At 66.5% G+C, this 20,262-nt stretch carries 21 protein-coding genes; 4 read left to right on the top strand and 17 right to left on the bottom strand.

Annotated elements, in window-relative coordinates:
- Window positions 1-2 precede the first annotated feature (2 nt).
- The 4 genes from ASF34_RS03360 to ASF34_RS03375 all read right to left on the bottom strand — a co-directional run bounded on the left by ASF34_RS03360 (window position 3) and on the right by ASF34_RS03375 (window position 4,681).
- Complete coding sequence (locus ASF34_RS03360; protein ID WP_018042440.1) at window positions 3-869, bottom strand: SDR family oxidoreductase; 867 nt, start codon at window positions 867-869, stop codon at window positions 3-5.
- Between the two features lie 10 nt (window positions 870-879).
- Window positions 880-1,737, bottom strand: a complete 858-nt coding sequence (locus ASF34_RS03365; protein WP_056158566.1) for an SDR family NAD(P)-dependent oxidoreductase — start codon at window positions 1,735-1,737, stop codon at window positions 880-882.
- On the bottom strand, window positions 1,734-2,492 hold the full coding sequence (locus ASF34_RS03370) for an enoyl-CoA hydratase-related protein (RefSeq protein WP_056158569.1): 759 nt from the start codon (window positions 2,490-2,492) through the stop codon (window positions 1,734-1,736). Before ASF34_RS03370 ends, ASF34_RS03365 begins: the two co-directional genes overlap by 4 nt.
- Window positions 2,493-2,914: 422 nt before the next feature.
- Window positions 2,915-4,681, bottom strand: coding sequence for an acyl-CoA dehydrogenase (locus ASF34_RS03375; protein WP_056158572.1), 1,767 nt, complete (start codon window positions 4,679-4,681; stop codon window positions 2,915-2,917).
- 186 nt (window positions 4,682-4,867) lie between these two features.
- Here ASF34_RS03375 and ASF34_RS03380 point away from each other — a divergent pair, with 186 nt between their 5' ends.
- A complete protein-coding gene (locus ASF34_RS03380) occupies window positions 4,868-5,860 on the top strand; it encodes an L-threonylcarbamoyladenylate synthase (RefSeq protein WP_056158575.1) in 993 nt (330 codons plus the stop codon).
- 193 nt (window positions 5,861-6,053) lie between these two features.
- Here the strand turns inward: ASF34_RS03380 and wrbA are convergent, their stop codons facing one another.
- The 9 genes from wrbA to ASF34_RS03425 all read right to left on the bottom strand — a co-directional run bounded on the left by wrbA (window position 6,054) and on the right by ASF34_RS03425 (window position 15,616).
- A complete protein-coding gene (wrbA, locus tag ASF34_RS03385) occupies window positions 6,054-6,653 on the bottom strand; it encodes an NAD(P)H:quinone oxidoreductase (RefSeq protein ID WP_056158578.1) in 600 nt (199 codons plus the stop codon).
- Between the two features lie 245 nt (window positions 6,654-6,898).
- Window positions 6,899-7,360, bottom strand: coding sequence for a transcription elongation factor GreA (gene greA, locus ASF34_RS03390; RefSeq protein ID WP_056158583.1), 462 nt, complete (start codon window positions 7,358-7,360; stop codon window positions 6,899-6,901).
- 42 nt (window positions 7,361-7,402) lie between these two features.
- Entirely contained in the window at window positions 7,403-8,389 is a 987-nt protein-coding gene (gene acuI, locus ASF34_RS03395) for an acrylyl-CoA reductase (NADPH) (RefSeq protein ID WP_056158586.1), read from the bottom strand.
- 112 nt (window positions 8,390-8,501) lie between these two features.
- Window positions 8,502-9,143, bottom strand: a complete 642-nt coding sequence (locus ASF34_RS03400; RefSeq protein ID WP_056158965.1) for a hypothetical protein — start codon at window positions 9,141-9,143, stop codon at window positions 8,502-8,504.
- A gap of 207 nt (window positions 9,144-9,350) precedes the next feature.
- The gene (locus ASF34_RS03405; RefSeq protein ID WP_082494057.1) at window positions 9,351-10,322 is read right to left on the bottom strand and encodes a cell wall hydrolase; all 972 of its coding nucleotides are present in this window, start codon (window positions 10,320-10,322) and stop codon (window positions 9,351-9,353) included.
- Between the two features lie 231 nt (window positions 10,323-10,553).
- Window positions 10,554-10,811, bottom strand: coding sequence for a hypothetical protein (locus tag ASF34_RS03410; protein ID WP_026175690.1), 258 nt, complete (start codon window positions 10,809-10,811; stop codon window positions 10,554-10,556).
- A gap of 209 nt (window positions 10,812-11,020) precedes the next feature.
- Entirely contained in the window at window positions 11,021-13,699 is a 2,679-nt protein-coding gene (gene ppdK / locus ASF34_RS03415; RefSeq protein ID WP_056158971.1) for a pyruvate, phosphate dikinase, read from the bottom strand.
- A gap of 319 nt (window positions 13,700-14,018) precedes the next feature.
- A complete protein-coding gene (locus tag ASF34_RS03420) occupies window positions 14,019-14,660 on the bottom strand; it encodes a L,D-transpeptidase (RefSeq protein ID WP_373321261.1) in 642 nt (213 codons plus the stop codon).
- A gap of 119 nt (window positions 14,661-14,779) precedes the next feature.
- Entirely contained in the window at window positions 14,780-15,616 is an 837-nt protein-coding gene (locus ASF34_RS03425; protein WP_056158588.1) for an N-acetylmuramoyl-L-alanine amidase, read from the bottom strand.
- Window positions 15,617-15,823: 207 nt separating this feature from the next.
- Here ASF34_RS03425 and ASF34_RS03430 point away from each other — a divergent pair, with 207 nt between their 5' ends.
- Window positions 15,824-16,267 carry a VOC family protein gene (locus ASF34_RS03430; RefSeq protein WP_018042426.1) on the top strand — a complete coding sequence of 148 codons (444 nt, stop codon included), beginning with the start codon at window positions 15,824-15,826 and terminating at the stop codon, window positions 16,265-16,267.
- 10 nt (window positions 16,268-16,277) lie between these two features.
- Here ASF34_RS03430 and ASF34_RS03435 read toward each other — a convergent pair whose 3' ends face one another.
- Window positions 16,278-16,721: a cyclic nucleotide-binding domain-containing protein gene (locus ASF34_RS03435; RefSeq protein WP_018042425.1), complete on the bottom strand. Its 444-nt coding sequence runs from the start codon at window positions 16,719-16,721 to the stop codon at window positions 16,278-16,280.
- Window positions 16,722-17,066: 345 nt separating this feature from the next.
- Between ASF34_RS03435 and ASF34_RS23685 the strand changes: the two genes are divergently transcribed.
- Entirely contained in the window at window positions 17,067-17,261 is a 195-nt protein-coding gene (locus ASF34_RS23685; RefSeq protein WP_027172650.1) for a general stress protein, read from the top strand.
- Between the two features lie 336 nt (window positions 17,262-17,597).
- Here the strand turns inward: ASF34_RS23685 and ASF34_RS22645 are convergent, their stop codons facing one another.
- On the bottom strand, window positions 17,598-17,981 hold the full coding sequence (locus tag ASF34_RS22645) for a hypothetical protein (RefSeq protein ID WP_156465610.1): 384 nt from the start codon (window positions 17,979-17,981) through the stop codon (window positions 17,598-17,600).
- 422 nt (window positions 17,982-18,403) lie between these two features.
- Window positions 18,404-19,204, bottom strand: a complete 801-nt coding sequence (locus ASF34_RS03440) for a response regulator (RefSeq protein ID WP_018042423.1) — start codon at window positions 19,202-19,204, stop codon at window positions 18,404-18,406.
- Between the two features lie 116 nt (window positions 19,205-19,320).
- On the opposite strand from ASF34_RS03440, the gene ASF34_RS23310 reads away from it, so the two are divergent.
- A complete protein-coding gene (locus ASF34_RS23310) occupies window positions 19,321-19,623 on the top strand; it encodes a NepR family anti-sigma factor (RefSeq protein ID WP_156465611.1) in 303 nt (100 codons plus the stop codon).
- A gap of 148 nt (window positions 19,624-19,771) precedes the next feature.
- Here the strand turns inward: ASF34_RS23310 and ASF34_RS22010 are convergent, their stop codons facing one another.
- On the bottom strand, window positions 19,772-19,948 hold the full coding sequence (locus ASF34_RS22010) for a DUF1328 domain-containing protein (protein WP_003599466.1): 177 nt from the start codon (window positions 19,946-19,948) through the stop codon (window positions 19,772-19,774).
- Window positions 19,949-20,262 lie beyond the last annotated feature (314 nt).

The following is a 20,262-nucleotide window of genomic DNA, read 5'->3' on the forward strand; positions in this document are numbered from 1 at the left end:
TCTCAGGCGAGGGCCCCGGAAGGCGGTGTGTTCGCATCCGGCACGAAGAAGTCCGGCGCAAGGGGTATGCCGGGTGTGACGCGGTATTGTGTGAAGTCCGTGACACCTTGCTCGGCGAGGAAGCTGTCGTCGATGAGGAAGCGGCCGGTGACCTCGCGGGAGGGTTTCAGGAACAGGGCATGGGCCGCATCGGCGACGATCTCGGGCGTCCGGCTCGCCTGGATCAGCGCTTCGCCGCCGAGGAGGTTGCGCACCGCCGCCGTGGCGATGGTGGTGCGCGGCCACAGGGCGTTCACCGCGATGCCCTGCCTGCGCAGCTCGCCGGCAAGCCCGAGGACGCAGAGAGACATGCCGAACTTGGCCATGGTGTAGGCGAGATGCGGCGCGAACCACTTCTCCGCCATGTCGAGGGGCGGCGACAGCATCAGGACATGCGGGTTTGGCGCCTTTTCCAGATAGGGGATCGCGTGTTTCGAGACCATGTAGGTTCCGCGCGTGTTGATCTGGTGCATCAGGTCGAAGCGCTTCATCTCCGTCTGCGGCGTGCGGGTGAGCGAGATCGCGCTCGCATTGTTCACCACGATGTCGATGCCGCCGAAGGTCTCCGCCGTCCGCGCGATGGCCGAGGCGACGCCGTCCTCGTCGCGCACGTCGACTATGAGCGGCAGGGCGCGCCCGCCCGCCGCCTCGATGGCGGCCGCCGCCGTGTGGATCGTGCCGTCGAGCTTCGGGTGCGGCGTGTCGGTCTTGGCGGCGATGGCGACGTTGGCCCCGTCGCGGGCGGCGCGGAGACCGATGGCGAGGCCGATGCCGCGCGAGGCGCCGGTGATGAAGAGGGTCTTGCCCTTCAGGGACTTCGAATCCGTCATGGCCGTCTTCTCACGATCCGAGTTGAAAACGCGGCGGCGTCGTGCCGTCGGCGTCGGTGAAGCCGTATTCGGCGGCGAGATCGCCCGCGTGCAGGATGCGCCCGGCGCGAGCCTGGACATCGGGATCGGCGGCGAGGGCCGCCAGCGCCCGTCCCGCATAGAGCGGGCTCTCCGTCGCCCGGTCGGCATGGCCGTTGTCCCGCGCCCGCTCCGTGAGGACGAAGCCGGGCGAAAGGCCGAGCGCGGTGACCCCATGGGGGGCGAGTTCCCGGGCGCAAGCGAAGGCGAGCCGGTTGGTGCTGGCCTTGGCCAGATCGTAGAACACGTCGCCGAGGTAGCCGGTCTCGGTGTCGAACGAGACGAAGGCGATGAGACCGCGTTTGGCCGAGACCATCGCCGGCGCGACGGCTCTGGCAAGGAGCAGCGCCGGATAGGGGCCGGTCTCGAAGCCCTGCGAGAACGATTCAGCGGAGCGGCGCCAGAACGGCGTGCCCCATTCGATCCCGTCGGCGTAGCACTCCCCGTCGAAGCCTTCGTTGCCGCCCCAGACGCTCGAGACCGCCACGTCGATCCGGCCGAAGCGACGCAGCGCCCAATGGACGAGGCCGTCCACCGCCCGCTCGCTGGTGTGGTCGCAGAGGTAGTGATGGCCCTCGCCCCCGGCGGCATCGACCTCGCGGGCGGTGTCCTCGATGGTCTCCGGCCTGCCCTCGGTGCGCGGCCCCGTCTCGCTCGACCGGGCGGTGACGATGACGGTGGCCCCGGCCTCCCCCAGCCCACGGGCGATGCCCCGGCCGACGCCCCGTGAGGCGCCCGCGACGAGGCAGATCGTCCGGCTCAGATCCGGGACGGAGGCGCGCCCGCTCATGAGGCTTTCGGCTTGCCGAGAAAGCGCGCGAACGCCGCTTGCGCCTCGGGCGCCCGCAGCCGCGCCTCGAAGGCCACGGCCTCCGCTTCAAGCGCGGCCTCGACCTCGGCCTGGTTTCCGCGAATGAGCCTGCGCGTCGCGGCCACCGCACCGGGCGGAAGGGCGGCGAGGCGCGCCGCCTGGGCCAAGGCGTGATCGAGCAGGAGGTCGCTCGGCGCGATGGCGTTGACGAGGCCGAGGCGCAGGGCTTCCTCCGCATCGAACGGTTGCGACAGAAGGAAGAGCTCGGTGGCCTTCAGGATCCCGACCCGGCGCGGCAGCAGGTAGGACGAGGCCGCTTCCGGCACGAGGCCGAGTTCCACGAACGGCATCCGGAACCGCGCCGCCGGACTCGCATAGACGAGGTCGCAATGCAGCGTCAGCGTCGTGCCGATTCCCACCGCGATCCCGTCCACCGCCGCCACCATCGGTGTCGTCGTCCGGGCGAGCCGGCGGATGAAGTGAAGGGCCGGCGCCTCGGTGAAGGGTTTGCGCGCGCCGGCGACGAAATCGGCGAGGTCGTTGCCGGCGCTGAACGCGCCCGGCGCCCCGGCGAAGACGATGGCGCCGATACGCTCAGATGAATCCGCCTGTGCCAGCGCGTCGCGCATGGCATCGTACATGGCGCCGGTGAGCGCGTTCTTCTTCTCCGGCCGGTCGAGGCGGATCAGGCGGACGCCGTCCGGTCTGTCGTGGATCGCGATGTGCTCGGTCATGTGTGTTCTCGCTTTCCGGCGATCCCTCTCCCCTTTGCAGCAGAGCTATCGCATGTGGCCGCTTCGTCGAACGGAGGAGAGAGCCCCCCTCTCCCCGCGTGCGGGGAGAGGATCGCGGGCACCTTGTCGTGTCCGCGATGAGCGAGAGGCGAAGCCGAAGCGAGGGTGAGGGGGCGATTCCGGATGAGACTCCTTCGGGTCCACCCCCTCACCGTCGGCTGCCGCCTCGCCGCGTCGGCGACAAGGTCGTCGCGGCCCTCTCCCCGCAGGCGGGGCGAGGGGATGCGTACCCGTCGCTCCGCTTGATGCATCCTCCCCTTTCATCTCCAGTTGCTCCCTCTAAATCCGAGCCGTCCCGAGTTGGGCATCTGAGATGGGAACCACGGACAAGCACTGGATCCGTGTGGGGAGGGTCTTCGTGCTCACCCCGCCAGAGCCAGCATACCGTCCTGCGTGAACCCGCCGCCGTCGACGACGCTCTGTTCCAGCCCGCCCGCCGCCGTGAGGAGGTTCTCGGCGAAGAACCGCGCCAGCGCGATGCGGGCGCCGTGGGCCGGATCGGTCTCGCCGGTCTTGAGGGCGGCGTTCGAGGCCAGAGCCGCGCGGGCGAGACAGGTCGCCCCCTGCGCGAGGCCGAACAGGCGCAGATACGGTGTCGCGCCGGCCTGGGCCTCCTCCGGCCGGTTGGAGGACAGCGCCTTGAGGAGGTAGCTCGTCGCCCGGTCGAGGCTTTCGATCCCGGCGCGGAGGCGCGGCCCGAGATGGCCGAAGGCCGGAATCGCGTCCTTCTGCACGGCCTCCGCCACGCGACGCATGGAGGCCAGCTGCGCCCGCACGGTGGCCCCGCCATTCAGCGGCAGCTTGCGCGCCACGAGGTCGATGGCCTGGATGCCGTTGGTGCCCTCGTAGATGGCGAGGATGCGGGCGTCGCGCATGTGCTGTGCCGCGCCCGTCTCCTCCACGAAGCCCATGCCGCCATGCACCTGAACGCCCAAAGACGTCACTTCGTTGGCGATGTCGGTGGAGAAGGCCTTGGCCACGGGGGTCAGCAGCGACGCCCGGTCGAGCCCGGCCTTGCCCTCGGCCCCGCGCGCCGCGTCGAGAGCTTGCGCCGTGAGGTAGCAGATGCCGCGCGCGGCCGCCGTATAGGCCTTCATCGTCAGCAGCATGCGCTGCACGTCGGCATGGTCGACGATGGGGCTGACGGGATCGGGCGAGCCCGCCGCCTTGCCCTGGCGCCGGTCGCGGGCATAGGCCAACGCCTGCTGATAGGAACGCTCCGCCACCCCGACGCCCTGCAGCCCGACATTGAGCCGGGCCGAGTTCATCATCGTGAACATACAGGCGAGGCCCCGGTTCTCCTCGCCGATGAGCCAACCCGTGGCGCCGCCCTGGTCGCCGAAGGCCATGGAGCAGGTGGGCGAGCCGTGGATGCCGAGCTTATGCTCCAGCCCCGAGCAGCGCAGGTCGTTGCGGCTGCCGTCGGGAAGGATCTTCGGCACCAGGAACAGGGAGATGCCCCGCGTTCCGGCCGGCGCATCCTTCAGCCGGGCGAGGACGAGGTGGACGATGTTGTCGGTCAGGTCGTGCTCGCCATAGGTGATGTAGATCTTCGAGCCGACGATCCGGTAGGTCCCGTCGCCCGCGGGCTCCGCCCGGCTGCGCAGCAGCGACAGATCCGACCCCGCCTGGGGCTCGGTGAGGTTCATCGTGGCGGTCCATTCACCGGAGACGAGTTTTCCGAGATAGCGCTCCTTGAGATCGTCGGAGCCGTGCTTGGCCAGCGCCTCGATCCCGCCGGCGGTGAGGAGCGGACACAGGGCGAAGCTAATGCTGCCGGCATTCCACATCTCGCTGCAGGCCGCATTCAGCAGGAGGGGCAGGCCCTGGCCGCCGTGATCGGCCTCGGCGCTGAGCCCGTTCCAGCCGCCCTCGATCCAAGTGCGATAGGCCTCGCGCCAGCCCGGCGACGTGGTCACGGCGCCGTCGGCGAGACGGGCGCCCTGCCGGTCCCCCACCGGGTTGAGCGGCGCGATCACCGCATCCGCCACCCGGCCCGCCTCCTGAAGGATCGCGTCCGCGTCCTCCATCGTCAGGTCGCCATGGGCTCCCGAGGCGATGGCGGCATCGAGCCCGGCCACGTGGCGCAGGGCGAAGCTGATTTCGGCGACTGGCGTGCGATAGGTCATGGATGGTCCTCCCGCGTCGTCTCGAGCGACGCTTCACCTGAGTTTGACGCGCGCGCCGACCCGGCGATACGGCCCGTCGCGCCATGTGCTCCCAGGCATAGGCAAGACGGGTTCACGGGGATAGGCAGTCCCCGTCGACGATGCGGCACCGAGCCCGACGCCCTTCAGGCAGGGAATAGTTTAGATATGAACGATCTCGGGTCAATCCCCGGTGAAACGCTGAGGCTGGACATCGACGAGGCCGGGATCGAGTGCTCCGCGCGGCTTCTGCGGAGCGGCGGGCTCGTCGCGTTTCCCACCGAGACGGTCTACGGCCTCGGCGCCGATGCCTCCGACGCCGAGGCCGTCGCGCGCATCTATGCGGCCAAGGAGCGGCCGAGCTTCAACCCGTTGATCGCCCATCTGCCCGGTCTCGATGCAGCCCGGCGCGAGGGCGTGTTCGACGGTCTGGCCTTACGTCTCGCAGAGGCGTTCTGGCCCGGCCCGCTGACACTGGTCGTCCCGGCGGCGTCCGGCGGGACCGTGAGCGACCTCGCCCGCGCCGGTCTCCCCAGCGTGGCCCTGCGCGTCCCGGCCAATCCCGTGGCCCTGTCGCTGCTCGAAAAAGTCGGGCGGCCGGTGGCGGCGCCCTCCGCCAATCGCTCGGGCCGTGTAAGCCCGACCCGTGCCGAGCACGTCCTCGCCGATCTCGACGGCCGCATCGCCGCAATCCTCGATGGCGGGAGTACCCCGGTCGGCTTGGAATCCACGGTCGTCGCCTGTCTCGACGGTCGCGCGCGCCTGTTGCGTCCCGGCGGCGTGACGCGGGAGGCGGTCGAGGCGATCCTGGGATTTGCCCTCGATGCCGCTCACGAATCCGGCGAGGCGCCGATCGGTCCCGGCCTCCTCGCCTCCCATTACGCGCCGAGGGCCGCCGTGCGGCTGGACGCATCGCGGGTCGAACCGCACGAGGCGATCCTGCTCTTCGGCCCCGTGGACCCGCCCGGAGCGGAAGCGGCGAGAGCGCGCCTGAACCTGAGCGCGGCAGGAGACCTGCGGGAGGCTGCCGCCGCCCTGTTCTCGGCGTTGCGCCGGCTCGACGAGGCTGGAACCGGGACCATCGCCGTCGCGCCGATTCCTCGCACGGGGCTCGGAGAAGCGATCAACGACAGGCTGCGCCGAGCCGCGGCACCCCGCTGAATTTTTTTCTGCAAACCGTGGAACTCATCCAAGGCGAGCACGTTTCACAGTCACGAAGGTCGGTTCAGCCCCCAATGACCTTCTCCCCTTCAAGGCTCGGATTTATCCGAGCCTTTTTTCTTGGTCGCTGCGGCACTTCCCGACGTCGAAAGCCCCGCGCGATGCGCGAGGCCTGTCATGCGCCGACGCTCGATCAGCCGGCGAGCTTGGCGGCGATGCCGGCCACGTGCCTGCCCTGGTAGCGGGCACCGTCGAGTTCGACGCCGGCCGGCTGGCGGCTGCCGTCCCCATCGGCGATCGTAGATGCACCATAGGGCGTGCCGCCCTTCACCTGCTCGACACCGTTCTGCCCGGCGAAGGAATAGGGCAGCCCGACGACGACCATGCCGTGGTGGAAGAGCACGGTGTGGAAGCTCGTGAGCGTCGTCTCCTGACCGCCATGCTGGGAGGCGGTGGAGGTGAAGACCGAGCCGACCTTGCCGATCAGCTTGCCCTGCGCCCAGAGGCCACCGGTCTGGTCGATGAACTGCTTCATCTGGGCGGCCATGTTGCCGTAGCGTGTGGGCGTACCGAAGATGATCGCGTCGTAATCGGCCAACTCGTCCACGGTCGCGATGGGCGCCTGCTGGTCGAGCTTGTAGTGAAACTGTTTGGCGACATCGTCGGGGACGAGTTCCGGCACGCGCTTGACGCTGACCTCGGCCCCCGCCTCTCGTGCACCCTCTGCTACGGCGTTCGCCATCTGCTCAACATGTCCCCAGGACGAGTAGTAGAGAACCAGTACCTTCGCCATCCTGCTCACTCCATCGATGGGAGCCGCGCCTCGGCTCCAAGCTTGGCGGAATATCGGTCCGCGCAGGGATCATGGAAGCGCCATGGGCCACGAAAGCAGCCTGAGGCCCACCGGACTCCGTCGCAGCGCGCGGAAAGCGCGGGCGTTCACGAGACGAAATCTGGCCGAACGCCGGAAGCCGTCACGCTCGGCGCGCGGCAGCTAGGTTCAGAGAAGTCGCCGGATAAAATCCGGATGACCGCCGTTCAGGCGATCGACTCGATCTCGACCTCGTGCCCATTCACTTCGACGCTGTCGCCCACGCTTTTTCCGGTGAGCGCCTTGGCCATGGGCGAGACATAGGAGATCGATCCTTTCGCAGGATCGGCCTCGTCCTCGCCGACGATGCGGAACATCTGCTTGGTGTCGTCTTCTTTGACGATCGTGACGGTGGAGCCGAAATGCACCGTGTCGCCGCTTATGGGCTCCACCACTTCGGCCGAGCCGAGCCGGGCCGTCCAGTAGGCGAGGTCGCGGGTGACACGGGCCTCATCGGCCTTGGCCCCCGGCGTCAGCGCGGAGAACTCCGACTGCAGCCGCGCCACCTCTGCCTCCATCTGGGCGAGCCCCTGGGGGGTGACGAAATTGGTGTGGGGCGAGATCGGACGGTCGGGAAGATCCTCGAAGGCCTCGCCGCCCTCACGCTCTTTGACGAATGCACTGCTCATGGAAACGGCAATGCTCCGGGATCGAAACGGTTCCGCTTGCCCTCAGCCGATGGTGACGACGGTGCGGCCACGAATCCGTCCCGCGAGGATGTCTTCCGCGAGTGCTCCGACTTGCGCGAGGGGCACGGTGCTCGTCATCCTGGCGAGGAGGTCCCGGTCGAGCTCCTTCGCGATCCTCGCCCAGGCTTGCTGACGCTTGGGCAGGGGCGTGGTGACGCTGTTGATGCCGAACAGGCTGACGCCGCGCAGGATGAAGGGTGCCACAGATGTCGGCAGGTCCATGCCGCCGGCGAGGCCGCAGGCCGCGATGGCCCCGTCGGCCTTGGTGGCGGCGAGGAGATTGGCGAGGGTCGTCGAGCCCACCGCGTCGATCCCGGCCGCCCAGCGCTCCTTCGCCAGGGGCTTGCCGGGATTGGCGAGTTCGGCCCGGTCCAGAATCTCGGAGGCGCCGAGGGATGTGAGGTAATCCGCTTCGCCGGCGCGGCCGGTGACGGCGATGACGTGCCAGCCGGCTCTCGCCAGAAGCGCCACCGCCACCGATCCGACACCGCCGGAGGCGCCCGTGACGATGGCCGGTCCATCGGAGGGTCTGAGTCCATGGGCATCGAGCGCCATGACACAGAGCATGGCGGTATAGCCGGCGGTGCCGACCGCCATCGCCTCTTCGGGTTTCAAACCGTCCGGCAACGGAACGAGCCAATCGCCCTTCACCCGCGCGCGCTCGGCATAGGCGCCGAGATGGCTCTCACCCACGCCCCAGCCGGTGAGCACCACCGCATCGCCGGGCTTGTAGTCCGGATGCTCCGAGCTCTCGACCACGCCGGAGAAGTCGATGCCGGGGATCATGGGGAAGCGGCGCACCACGGGCGAGCGACCGGTCATCGCCAGTCCGTCCTTGTAATTGAGTGTCGAGTGGGAGACCCGGACGGTGACGTCGCCGTCCATCAGGTTCGCTTCGTCGAAATCGGTGAAGCGAAGGTTCTGGCCCGCCTCGCCCTTCTCCACCACCCATGCCTTGAACGTCGCCATGTCCGTCGGTCTCCTCACGCGTCGGTCATGACCTGTGGCGGGGCGGGCGTGAATCAAGCCGGCCCCGAGCGCGGATGCGCCCGAGGCCGGGAAGGCGTCGCCTCGCGGTCGATCAGTAGCCGTCGTAGATGCTGCCGGTGGAGAAGCCGAGGCCGACCCCGATATCGGCCGAACTGGCGCCGGTGATGCCGAAGGCGTCGGGGATCGAGCCGATGACCGGAGCACGGTGGGAGCCGACATAACCGGGGCCGGCATAACCGGCGCTGGCATAACCGGGACCTCCATAACCGGGGCCGGAATGGGCCGGCACCCAGCCGGACCGGCCGCGCGAGACCAGGACGGAGCGCTGGACGCTGGCGTATTCTGCGGGAATCGTCTCCGGGATGGTCTGGCCGGGCTGGGCCAGGATCCGGCGGTGACGGACGGCGAAGCGCGGCGGAATCTCGACCCAGCAGCCGATCGTCTCGCCATAGGCATCACGCCGCGTCTGCCAGACGCGGCCGCCGGGCGAGACCTGAACCTGTTCGGAGACGGTCTCGTAGACCGGAGGAATCGAGCGGAAGACGGTGCGGGCGGGGCGGACGAGGACGCGCTCGGACACGGTGTCGTAGACGGGAGGGGTCGTGACATGCCGGTAACATTCGGCCCCGCCGCAGCCCCCGGCTTGGGCCGATGTCGCGAGGATCGATGCACCGAACAGGGCGCCGGCGAGGGCGGAGGCGGACAATGGAAAATGGGTGACCGGCGCGGTCATGCTCGAATCCTCGACACTGAAATGCGGTTTGATCGGCGCGCACCCAGCGATGGTGCGCAGCCTTCGACGCATTAGAGGCGGTCAAGTTGCCTTCGGAGCAAGCTCTATCGCAGATCAGGGTAAAATTAACCTTGGCTTAACACTACGCAATCTTCATCCTGCTTAAGTAAAGCGCTTTCGTTCGATTCACGGGTCGTTAAACCGGTCTCAGGTCTGGCCGCGCTTCAGCTGGTAGAAGATGTGACGTCCGATCACGTCCATCTTCTGCAGGCGCCGGGACCAGCCCGGCTTCACGTAATCGGCGTGGTAATGCGTGGCGCCTCCGACCTCGCTGAGATAGGTGCGGCCTTCGATCACCGCGCTGGCGATGCGGGTGGCGCTCTGCCAGGAGGGGCCGTCGGTGATGCGCAGGGACTTGCCCTCGCAGGCGAAGGAGAACTGGCAGCCCATGTAGCGATGACGGTTCTGGTAGACGACGCCGCAGACATTCGACGGGTAGAGCCCGCTTTTCACGCGGTTGAGCACGACTTGGGCGACGGCCGCCTGGCCGTCCTCGGGCTCGCTCCGGGCCTCGAAATAGACCGCTTCGGCGAGGCAGCGTTGCTCGCGGTCGATGGAATCGGGGACGATCAGGTCGGCATAGCGGTGCCGGGCGTCCTCGGGGACGGTCTCGGTGATTCCGGAGCCGAGATCCTTTCGCGGCGAAAAGCCGGGAATCATGAGGCTCGCCGCCGCGACTTCGATGGGCGTGGCATCCGCCGGGGCCGGTGTCGTGGACGACAAGGCGATGGCGCGGGGAATGGCCGGCGTGGCGCCGTCCGACGGTTCATCGGTCTCTTCCTCGGCGGCCATCTCGTGCGGGGGGGTGAAACCCGAAGCCGGTTCGAGGTCGGGCGACCAGATCGCAGAGCCGGGGACGAGAAGGCCGGTATCGGCGCTCGACAGGCCGACCCTGACGACGGGCGCCTTCATGTCCAAGCCGGCACCTGCCTCATGGTTCGGATAGAGCCGTTCCGTCGCCTTCGCATCGACGCGGCGACGAACCCCCGGCGTATCATGGGGCAGCCGCAAGGCGATCCTCGCTCCGCCCTGCCCCGTCAGGCCGGATGCGGAAGGGTCGGTTCCGGCGCTTGCCGTGAAGGAGACGACGAAGCCGAGGGCGAGGGTCCACGGCACCATGGAGGCGCGAAACCAGGGCCTTTGGCAGGGGCGGCGAACGCGTTTCGTACTCACGACCAAACAACCCGGTTACGGACCTGGCCTCGCTGGTCACGCTCGAGGGCGACCAGAAGGGATGATCCAAACTATCGGGCGTTATGGTTGCGAGTGTCTTAAGACGATGCACGTGATCGCGTCTCGCGAAGACCTCGGACGGTCGTCGCGAAGTTGTTCGGACGTATTGGAGAGCGATCAGAGGTTTCCGGGGCGACCGTGTGTCACCGCGAGGGCGCCCACGAGAGCATTGACGCTGGAGCGTCCCTTGCTCTCGGTAATGCGCTCCGCATCGGCACTGCTCTGCGTCGCGACCGCGAAGACGAGAAGAGCGATGGTCGCAACACCGCCGAGCGCCGAGACGACCCAGATATAGGCCTGCTGGACGACCCGTGGCACGGGCACGGCATGCGAGGTTTCGGAGAGGAATACAGGGGGTTGGCTCGAGTCGCTCATGGTCGGCGTTCCCGCGCGTTCAATGCCATCCCACCCAGCCGGGAGCGTCGTCGCGCTTTGGTCTGGCACTAGCACTCAACGTGCCGAAGCGACATCGGTTCAAGGGGTATTCGGAGATTTATTCAACGACATTTCCAATGGCGCAGCGCCACGAAAAAGGGCGGCCATCGGCCGCCCTTTCCGGTCTTCAAAGTCTCAAGGTTCGGCACTCAGCCGCGGGTCTTGTCCCGCATCGCGAGCGCTGCCTGAGCGGCGGCGAGACGCGCGATCGGCACGCGGTAGGGCGAGCACGACACGTAATCGAGGCCGACTTCCTGGCAGAAATGGATCGAGGCCGGATCGCCGCCATGCTCGCCGCAGATGCCGAGCTTGATGTCGGGGCGGACCGCCCTGCCCCGCTCGACGCCGATGCGGACCAGTTCGCCCACCCCTTCCTGATCGATCGAGATGAACGGATCGGCCGATAGGATGCCCTTCTGGGTATAGGCCCCGAGGAACGTCGCGGCGTCGTCGCGCGAGATGCCGAGCGCGGTCTGCGTCAGGTCGTTGGTGCCGAAGGAGAAGAACTCGGCGGTCTTGGCGATGTCCCCGGCGCGAAGGGCCGCGCGCGGCAACTCGATCATGGTGCCGACCTGGTAGGACAGCGCCGCGCCGGTCTCCTCGGTGACGGCCTTCGCCATGGCGTCGATGCGCGCCTTGACGATGTCGAACTCCATCTGGGTGAAGACCAGCGGAACCATGATCTCGGCGGTGACGGGGGCATCCGTCTCCTTGGCGGCCTGGACGGCGGCCTCGAAGATGGCGCGGGCCTGCATTTCCGCGATCTCGGGGAAGGCGATGGCGAGGCGGCAGCCACGGAAGCCGAGCATCGGGTTGAACTCGTGCAACTCGGTCATCCGGCGGCGGAGCTTCTCCTCGGACACGCCGGTGCTCTTGGCCACATCCTGCACTTCCGCATCGGTATGCGGCAGGAACTCGTGCAGCGGCGGATCGAGCAGGCGGATCGTCACCGGCAGGCCGGACATGATCGTGAACAGCTCGACGAAGTCCTGGCGCTGATAGGGCAGGATCTTGGCCAAGGCCGAGCGGCGGCCCTCGACGTCGTCGGCGAGGATCATCTCGCGGACGGCGACGATCCGGTCCCCTTCGAAGAACATGTGCTCGGTGCGGCAGAGGCCGATGCCTTCCGCGCCGAAGTTGCGGGCGGCGCGGGCATCGGTGGGCGTGTCGGCATTGGTGCGCACCTTCATGGTGCGAACCTTGTCGGCCCAGCCCATCAGGGTCGCGAATTCACCGGAGAGCGAGGGCTCGAGCATCTTCACTTCGCCGAGGAGGACCTGGCCGGTGGAGCCGTCGATGGTGATCTTGTCGCCGGCCTTCAGCGTCGTGCCCGCCACCGTGAGGGTGCCGGCCTTGTAGTCGACGCGGATCGTGCCCACGCCCGAGACGCAGGGCTTGCCCATGCCGCGGGCGACCACGGCGGCGTGCGAGGTCATGCCGCCGCGCGTGGTGAGAATGCCCTCGGAGGCGTGCATCCCGTGGATGTCCTCGGGGCTCGTCTCGATCCGCACGAGAATACACTTGCGCTCGGCCTTGCGGGCGGCCTCGGCATCCTCGGAATTGAACACGATCTCGCCGGTGGCCGCACCCGGGGATGCCGGCAGGCCGGAGGCGATGATCTTGCGTTCGGCCTTCGGATCGATGGTGGGGTGGAGCAGCTGGTCGAGGGCGGCGGGCTCGACCCGGCCGATCGCCTCCTCCTCGGTGATCAGGCCTTCGGCGGCGAGATCCACGGCGATGCGCAGGGCCGCCTTGGCGGTGCGCTTGCCGTTGCGGGTCTGGAGCATCCAGAGCTTTCCGCTCTCGATGGTGAACTCCATGTCCTGCATGTCGCGGTAATGGGTCTCGAGCAGCCCATAGATCCGTACCAGCTCGGCATAGGATTCGGGCATCGCCCGCTCCATCGACGGCTTGTCGGACTTGGCCTCGATCCGCGCCTTCTCGGTGATGTCCTGTGGCGTGCGGATACCCGCCACTACGTCTTCGCCCTGAGCGTTGATGAGGAACTCGCCGTAGAGCGCCCGCTCGCCGGTGGAGGGGTTACGGGTGAAGGCGACGCCGGTGGCCGATGTGTCGCCCATGTTGCCGAACACCATGGCCTGGACGTTGACCGCCGTGCCCCAGCTCTCGGGGATGCCGTTGAGCTCGCGGTACTTCTTTGCGCGCGGGATCATCCAGGAACTGAACACCGCGCCGATGGCGCCCCAGAGCTGGTCTTCCGCGTCCTGCGGAAAGTCCGAGCCGTGCTCGTCGCGGACGATCTTCTTGTAGAGACCGATCATGTGCTTCCAGTCCTCGGCACCGAGTTCGGTGTCGAGGTTGAAGCCCTTGGTCTCCTTGTAATGCTCCAGCGCCTCCTCGAAGGCGTGGTGCTCCACGTCGAGGACCACGTTCGAGTACATGGTGATGAAGCGGCGATAGGAATCGTAGGCGAAGCGCGGATCGCCGGCGCCCTCGGCCAGGGCTTCGACGGTGGTGTCGTTCAGGCCGAGGTTCAGCACCGTGTCCATCATGCCGGGCATGGAGGCGCGGGCACCGGAACGGACGGAGACGAGGAGCGGGTTCTTGGGATCGCCGAAGCCGCGCCCGGTGAGCGCACCCACCGCATCCAGGGCGGCCTGGACCTCGGCCTTCAGCTCGGCCGGGTATTGGCGACCGTTGTCGTAGTACCAGGTGCAGACTTCGGTGGTGATGGTGAAGCCCGGAGGGACTGGGAGTCCGAGATTGGACATCTCGGCAAGGTTCGCGCCCTTACCTCCGAGGAGGTTGCGCATGGAGGATTGACCCTCCGCCTTGCCGTCGCCGAACGAGTAGACCCACTTCGCCATCGTCATTGATCCGCTTACAACACTTCGGGATAGCATACCCCTAGATGCCGCGTTGGACCATTGCATGCTGCAACGCAAGATGAACGGCCGTTCGAGGCCCGTTGCGTGTAACGAGAGACGAAATTTGTCATACGGCGATGTGACAAATATGCGTCATGCAGAGCGTGTCACCCCGACGAGAGGGCACCCGGCGGTTCTGCCTGATTGCGCGCAATCATCGGTCCTGGCGAACCTCGCCCGAGGATCGCGGGCCGATGTCGGCGTTGCCGTCGCTCACGGATGACGTTGTCTCGGCCCCGTGCCCGGGCCCGATCCGCCCTCAGACCCGATATTTGCCGTTGCGCCGCACCAGCACCCGCGTGCCGACGGGGACGCGCTCGAACAGGTCGACGATGTCTTCGTTCAGCATGCGGACGCAGCCGGACGACATCTGCTCGCCGATGCTCCACGGCTCGTTGGTGCCGTGGATGCGGAACAGGATGTCCCGGTTGTTCTGGTAGAGGTAGAGCGCGCGGGCGCCCAGCGGGTTGTCGACGCCGCCCTTGCGGGTCCGCGGCAGGTCGGGGTTGAGGGAGACCATCGTGGTGGTGGGGCTCCAATCCGGCCACACGCCCTTGCGGCCGACCTTCGCCTCGCCCTTCCAGGAGAAGCCGAGCTTGCCGACGCCGATGCCGTACTGACGGGCCGTGCCGTCCTCCTGCACCAGGGCGAGCTGGCGGTTGTCGATGTCGACGACGATGGTGCCCGGCTTCTCCGCGCCGGTGTAGCGCACGACCTGCCGACGATATTTCGGATCGAGCCGCGACGTGTCCACCAGCGGGACGTCGTAGGGCTTGTCCGGCATCGAGCCCGTATACCAGGCGGCCTCGTCATCCTGCGCCACCGTCATCGGGCCACGGGAATTGCACGCGGCCAATGGAGCGATGACGAGCAGGCTGAGAAGGACGCGGCGGATATGCATGGAGGGCTCCACGAAAGTGGTCGTCGGGCGGATCATTGCCCTCATGACTACCGTCCGGTGGCCTCTGATGTTGTGTCTTTCACGTCGCAGCAGCAGGGAACATGCCCGTCCGGCCGGATTTACGAGAGGTAGTGGTCATGGACCCAGCCCGTCTGGCTGGGCTGACCTTGCGTATTAAGCACGCTCACCCCCAGCCATCTGCCATCGCGCTCGATCGGCTCCACCAGCGTCCCGGCGGGCAGCAGCCGGACCACGGGGAACGTCGTTCCAGGCCCCGTCCTCAGGTTGAGGCCCTCGGCGACATCGACCGTGAGGCTGATCCCATCGTTGTCGGCCCGGCCACCAAAGACCAGGCTGCGGAAACGCTCCATGTCGAAGGCGGGGCCGGGGTCCCATTTCCGGTCAGGACTGATGTCGTCATGGCCGACGATCTCCTCGACGCCATAGCGCTCCTTGAAGAGCCTCGCGATCTCCGCAGCCGCCTGGAACTGAACCGGGGGATAGGCCTCCCACGCGATCGGCCCCTTCACGCCGTTGGGATTGCCGTTCCGATGGGGGGCCATGTGCGGATGAGCGATGATGACGCCCGTATGGGTCTTCCATTCGGTCCCGGCCGGATTGAGGTACCCCCAATTGGCGAGCTCGATGCCGATGGAATACTGGTTGAGGCCGGACAGGCCGCGCCATGTCGATTTGCCGGCATGCCACGCCACCTTGTCGAAGCGCACGCACTGGATGACCGATCCATCGCGGTCGATGACGAGATGGGCCGACGAACCCGGATTGTCCTTGCTTTGGAACCACTCGGCGCTGGATCTCGCGCTGGCTCCATAGGTGTAATGCATCACCAGAAAGCGCGTCGGTGAGGGAAGTGCTCCGCCGGTATAGGGCGATGGTAGGGAGGTGACGGGTTTGCCATCGCGGCGCAACTGATTGGCACTGATCGCGAACGCCATGATCCCCGCCCCCCCTCTCGAGCCGCAAGCGATTCGCGGCAGGTCGATCATGTGGAAAAGCCGACGGATAATGCAACCTGAGATTTAGTGGTATATCTCAGGTTTACACGACCGGCGCCACCTCGCGGCCTGCGTTGCCCCGCCGGTCCGCACGGGGCATGCTCCCTTCGACGCGGCAGAGCCGCCGGAAACCGAGGCGAAGACGCGATGGCCGATACTGAGACGCTCACGGTCGCGGAGATCGAGGAACCCCTCGCCGAGCTCGGGCCGGCGATCCATCTCGACCATTGCGTGATCCATGTCTCGGATTGGGAGCGGTCCACCGCTTTCTATCGCGACGTGCTCGGGGCCGAGGTGATCCCCCGTGGGAAGGGTGTCGCGTACCGGTTCGGTGGCGTTCAATTGAACGTCCATGGTCCGGGGCTGTCGCCGACGCCCCTGGCCGAGCGGCCGGTGATGCCCGGCGGCAGCGATCTGTGCTTCCGCTGGTCGGGTTCGATCGACGACGCGGTGGCGCATCTGGCGGCGCAGGGCGTCCCTGTCGAGCTCGGCCCCGTGGATCGCAATGGGGCTGCCGGCGCGGGGATCAGCGTCTATTTCCGCGATCCGGACGGGTCGTTGATGGAATTCATCACCTACCCGACGGAGTGACGGTTTCGGCTCAGGCGCGGCGTTCCGCCAGCTGCTGGTTCGTATGCTCGAGCCGCAGCGCGAGTTCCCGCATGACGGCGATGCTGATCTGCGGGAACTGAGCCAGGAGTTCGAGGAAGACGGTCCGATCGATGCGGAGCGCCGTGATGGGGGTCTCCGCCTGGACGGTGGCCGAGCGCGGCTGGTCGGCCAGGATACCCATCTCGCCGACGAGGGCATTCGGCCCGAGAAGGGCCAGCCGGAACGGGCCGAACGTTCCATCGATGGTCACCGCCGCCGAGCCTTCCAGAAGAAGGTAGGCGGCGTCCGCCACGTCGCCTCGGGCGAAGAGCTGCTGGCCGGCCTCGAAATGAACGCGCTCGCTCGTGAAGGCGAGGAGCTTCAGGCGCGACGGCTCGACACCGCGAAACAACGGCACCTGTCGCAGTGAGGATACCTCGGTGTCGAGGGTCATGATGCGTGGACCATTCTGAGCGCTCCGCTCGCAGGCGCCCAAAGCCGGGCGCCTCTACGTCCCGCGCATCCATGCGGTTTGCCCATCCATTGTCCAGCCCTGCCCGATCCACCCAAATGCCTCACCCTCGCGGAGATCGCCGAGGCGGTCCGCCGCCGCCGATCCATGGGAGTGACCGGCCGCATTCCGCAGCGAATTTCCGGCTCCGCCGAGGCAGATGACGACAGTGATGGACCGTGCACGACCAGACCGAAGCGGCCATTTGTCTTCGGCAAGGTTGGCCGAGGAACCATCGATATTGGCGAAGGTTGTTCAGTTCGAGAACCACATGCTGAGGAGGCGCTGATGGCATCAGGAAATTCTACCTCAAAGCGAGGTTTTGCATCGATGGATCTGGAGCGGCAACGCGAGATCGCGAGCAAGGGTGGGCGGAGCGTTCCGGCGGAAAAGCGTTCATTTTCCCAGGATCGCGAATTGGCCTCGTCGGCCGGTCGCAAGGGTGGCCAGTCGACAACCCCCGGGCGTCACGGCGAAGACTAGAGCCCGGATCATATCGAAACGAGGCGCGTGCCGTTTACCGGTGCGCGCCTTTTTCGTTGCGGGCGCCCTTCGGCCATCCGTTCCGTTTCGCGAAAGCGACCGTTGACGGCAAAAAACCCTCCGCGAAGAGCGAAGGGCTTTTTTCCGGTCTCTCGACCCAAAGAATACTCGGCTTGTTCGTTCAAGGCGTCACCTCATCCTGAGGTGCAGCGCAGCGGCCTCGAGGGAGGGCTCCGATACGCTCCGGCACCTGAGGAAAAGGTCGTCTGTTGGGAAGGTCTACTTTGGCGTGAGTATCCGCTGAGAGACCCGATCGAGCAGGCTCTCAGGGACACCTCAGGCGATGCAGCGGCCCGGGATCATGCGGCGCGCCTCCGGGCCTGCCAGCGAACTGATCGCTCCCTCGCAGCCGTCGCGCATCGTCCGGCGCGGTTTCATCACCGGCTTGTCGGTCAGAGCCGAATTCTGATCGGACGGCGTTCCGGGAGCCCGACGCTCGACGGAGAGCGCTGTCGAGACACGGAGTGTCGTACCCCCGTCCTTCGTAGCCCCCATTGGAGTGAGGAAGATCGCCGGAGCGACGCTCACGGGCGCCTGCTGCGTTACAGTGGTGCCGGGAGCTGACCGAAGGTCGGCCTCGCGCTGCAGGATGGGATGCACCAGCATCGTCAGGAGTGCTGCAGGTCCACCGACACTCAGAATGAAACCGGACCGAAGCATTGTCGTAATCTCCAAACGGAGCTTGACAGGATGCTCGATAACCGAACCAGACCGTTCCAGGTTCCTCGACTTGTCTAAAAACTTTATGACTAGTGAACAGGCCCTCTTTGTTGCTAAAAATTTTCGACCAATGACAAACGGTCCACAGGTCGGCGTTGCATAAAAATCACGTCAATCCATAAAGCGGCGACCTATGCATTTTTTGGAACCGTGTGGCATCCGGCTCGTTATCGAATCACCCGGCCGCCTGGTCCTCCCCCGCATTCCCCTTGTGCATTGGCCGGAAACTTTTTGACGGGTCGGACTCAGTCCGGCCCGTTTTTTCATGGCCGAAGGGTTGGATCGCCAAAAGAAAAGCCCCGGTGCGAGACCGGGGCTGCTTGCTTCGTTCGAGGCTTGCCGCGTGTTGCGCGGCGCCTTGGTCAGGCCGTCTTCTCGCGCCGCCGGGCGCTCTGCTGGAAGAACAGCGCCTGGCTGATCACCGCCGACACATTGGCGGGCTGGAACGGCTTGGCGATCAGGAAGGCCGGCTCCGGACGTTCTCCGGTGAGGAACCGCTCGGGATAAGCGGTGATGAAGATCACCGGGACCTCGAAGGTCTTCAACAGGTCGTTCACGGCATCGAGGCCCGACGAGCCGTCCGCGAGCTGGATGTCCGCCAGGATCAGGCCGGGGCGCGAGCCCTCCGACGCGATCTTGATCGCCTCGGACCGTGTGCGCGCGACGCCGATCACATTGTGGCCGAGGCCTTCCACGAGGGCTTCGAGGTCCATGGCGATCAGCGGCTCGTCCTCAATGATCAGGATCTCCGTCGCCATGTCGGCCGCCAGCTCCCGCCCCGCTTCGTCGACGAGGTCGCGCACCTGGCTGACGTCGACCTCGAGGATCACGGCGGCATCCTCCTCTGAGAAGCCTTCGAGGCAGGACAGCAAGAACGCCTGACGAGGCAGCGGCGTGATCTGGCCGAGGCGCACTTCGGCGGGCAGGTCATGCTGGACATGATCGCTCTGGCCGTTCACCGAGAGGGAGTTCCAGATGCGCGTGTAGACGCGGAACAGGTCGGCCTTGACGTTGGTGCTGCGCCCCAACGTATCCGGCTCGTTCACGAGCGTTTCCAGGGTGGCGGCCACATAGGCATCGCCGGCGACCTGGCTGCCGGTAAGCGCCCGCGCGTAGCGGCGCAGGTACGGCAGATGTTGCACGACGAGTTGAGCTGTCGACATTAGATCCCCTTAGGCTCTGCCGTTCTTTATGGTCGCCACCGCCACAACGCGGATCGATGGGCTGTGTTCCGCTACGCCCGGAACCGATTGTATGGCGCTGCGTTGCAGGTGCAGCCATGACTTATGTCAAGCCGCAAAACAATCGCGGCGATGCCACCGCGTGGCATCAAGGGGATAACCGAATGGACGATGACGAGACGGGCCGCATCTCCGTGCCGGAGACGCGATCGGAGCAGGTACATGAGCCGAGACCAGAAGGCCCTGATTCTCACCGCTTGAGTGACCTCACTCAGAAGCGGATCGGCATGCACTTGCGCGCCATGTACGACACCATCGTTCAGCAGCCGGTCCCGGATCGCTTTCGCGACCTGATCGCCCAGATGGACGAATCCTCGGTTCAAACCCTCGACGACGTTTAGGCTACAATACGGATCATTCGTCTGACGTGTGCACCGGCACGATGGCGGTCGTCAGACCGGGCGACGATTGAAGAAAAGCCGCCGGATCATCCGGCGGCTTTCTCGTTTCCGTGCCTATTCGACGCCGTTGCGCCGAGACGTCCTCCCGTTAGAGGGTCGGCGAGCGACCGCGCATCAAGCCGATCACGGCCGAGATGGCGAACAGGACGATGGCGACGAAGAAGACGAGCTTTGCGGCTTCCATGGCGGTGCCGGCAATACCACCAAAGCCAAGCAGAGCGGCCACGAGAGCGACGACGAGGAATGTTACAGCCCAACCAAGCATGGTCCGGATCCTTTTGAAGCTGGCGCGACCTGTGCCGCGACCTCATGACAGCAATAACGCCAAGTTCTCCGGCCGGTTCCTGACTTTGACACAAAGCGGTCACGATTGATTTTCGGCCGTCGCTCGTCGTGGTCGCGGCTTGCGGGACTCCGGGTTCTCTCATTTGGACTCACGTCCTTCCTGCATCTGTCTGGGGCGGATGTGACGTCCGTTCGGCCGCGCGCGCACCGCAGACATGCGTCATATCGACGAGTCTCTTGTCGGCGCCCGGAGGACAGACCCACATAGCTGTTGACGTCAGAGTGGAACCCGGT

This window comes from Methylobacterium sp. Leaf106, from assembly GCF_001422895.1.
GTDB lineage: Bacteria > Pseudomonadota > Alphaproteobacteria > Rhizobiales > Beijerinckiaceae > Methylobacterium > Methylobacterium bullatum.

Excerpts from the sequence above, each read along its gene's own strand:
- ASF34_RS03360 (WP_018042440.1), bottom strand. The coding sequence starts at position 869 with ATGACGGATTCGAAGTCCCTGAAGGGCAAGACCCTCTTCATCACCGGC.
- ASF34_RS03365 (WP_056158566.1), bottom strand. The coding sequence starts at position 1,737 with ATGAGCGGGCGCGCCTCCGTCCCGGATCTGAGCCGGACGATCTGCCTC.
- ASF34_RS03370 (WP_056158569.1), bottom strand. The coding sequence starts at position 2,492 with ATGACCGAGCACATCGCGATCCACGACAGACCGGACGGCGTCCGCCTG.
- ASF34_RS03375 (WP_056158572.1), bottom strand. The coding sequence starts at position 4,681 with ATGACCTATCGCACGCCAGTCGCCGAAATCAGCTTCGCCCTGCGCCAC.
- ASF34_RS03380 (WP_056158575.1), top strand. The coding sequence starts at position 4,868 with ATGAACGATCTCGGGTCAATCCCCGGTGAAACGCTGAGGCTGGACATC.
- wrbA (WP_056158578.1), bottom strand. The coding sequence starts at position 6,653 with ATGGCGAAGGTACTGGTTCTCTACTACTCGTCCTGGGGACATGTTGAG.
- greA (WP_056158583.1), bottom strand. The coding sequence starts at position 7,360 with ATGAGCAGTGCATTCGTCAAAGAGCGTGAGGGCGGCGAGGCCTTCGAG.
- acuI (WP_056158586.1), bottom strand. The coding sequence starts at position 8,389 with ATGGCGACGTTCAAGGCATGGGTGGTGGAGAAGGGCGAGGCGGGCCAG.
- ASF34_RS03400 (WP_056158965.1), bottom strand. The coding sequence starts at position 9,143 with ATGACCGCGCCGGTCACCCATTTTCCATTGTCCGCCTCCGCCCTCGCC.
- ASF34_RS03405 (WP_082494057.1), bottom strand. The coding sequence starts at position 10,322 with ATGGTGCCGTGGACCCTCGCCCTCGGCTTCGTCGTCTCCTTCACGGCA.
- ASF34_RS03410 (WP_026175690.1), bottom strand. The coding sequence starts at position 10,811 with ATGAGCGACTCGAGCCAACCCCCTGTATTCCTCTCCGAAACCTCGCAT.
- ppdK (WP_056158971.1), bottom strand. The coding sequence starts at position 13,699 with ATGGCGAAGTGGGTCTACTCGTTCGGCGACGGCAAGGCGGAGGGTCAA.
- ASF34_RS03420 (WP_373321261.1), bottom strand. The coding sequence starts at position 14,660 with ATGCATATCCGCCGCGTCCTTCTCAGCCTGCTCGTCATCGCTCCATTG.
- ASF34_RS03425 (WP_056158588.1), bottom strand. The coding sequence starts at position 15,616 with ATGGCGTTCGCGATCAGTGCCAATCAGTTGCGCCGCGATGGCAAACCC.
- ASF34_RS03430 (WP_018042426.1), top strand. The coding sequence starts at position 15,824 with ATGGCCGATACTGAGACGCTCACGGTCGCGGAGATCGAGGAACCCCTC.
- ASF34_RS03435 (WP_018042425.1), bottom strand. The coding sequence starts at position 16,721 with ATGACCCTCGACACCGAGGTATCCTCACTGCGACAGGTGCCGTTGTTT.
- ASF34_RS23685 (WP_027172650.1), top strand. The coding sequence starts at position 17,067 with ATGGCATCAGGAAATTCTACCTCAAAGCGAGGTTTTGCATCGATGGAT.
- ASF34_RS22645 (WP_156465610.1), bottom strand. The coding sequence starts at position 17,981 with ATGCTTCGGTCCGGTTTCATTCTGAGTGTCGGTGGACCTGCAGCACTC.
- ASF34_RS03440 (WP_018042423.1), bottom strand. The coding sequence starts at position 19,204 with ATGTCGACAGCTCAACTCGTCGTGCAACATCTGCCGTACCTGCGCCGC.
- ASF34_RS23310 (WP_156465611.1), top strand. The coding sequence starts at position 19,321 with ATGACTTATGTCAAGCCGCAAAACAATCGCGGCGATGCCACCGCGTGG.
- ASF34_RS22010 (WP_003599466.1), bottom strand. The coding sequence starts at position 19,948 with ATGCTTGGTTGGGCTGTAACATTCCTCGTCGTCGCTCTCGTGGCCGCT.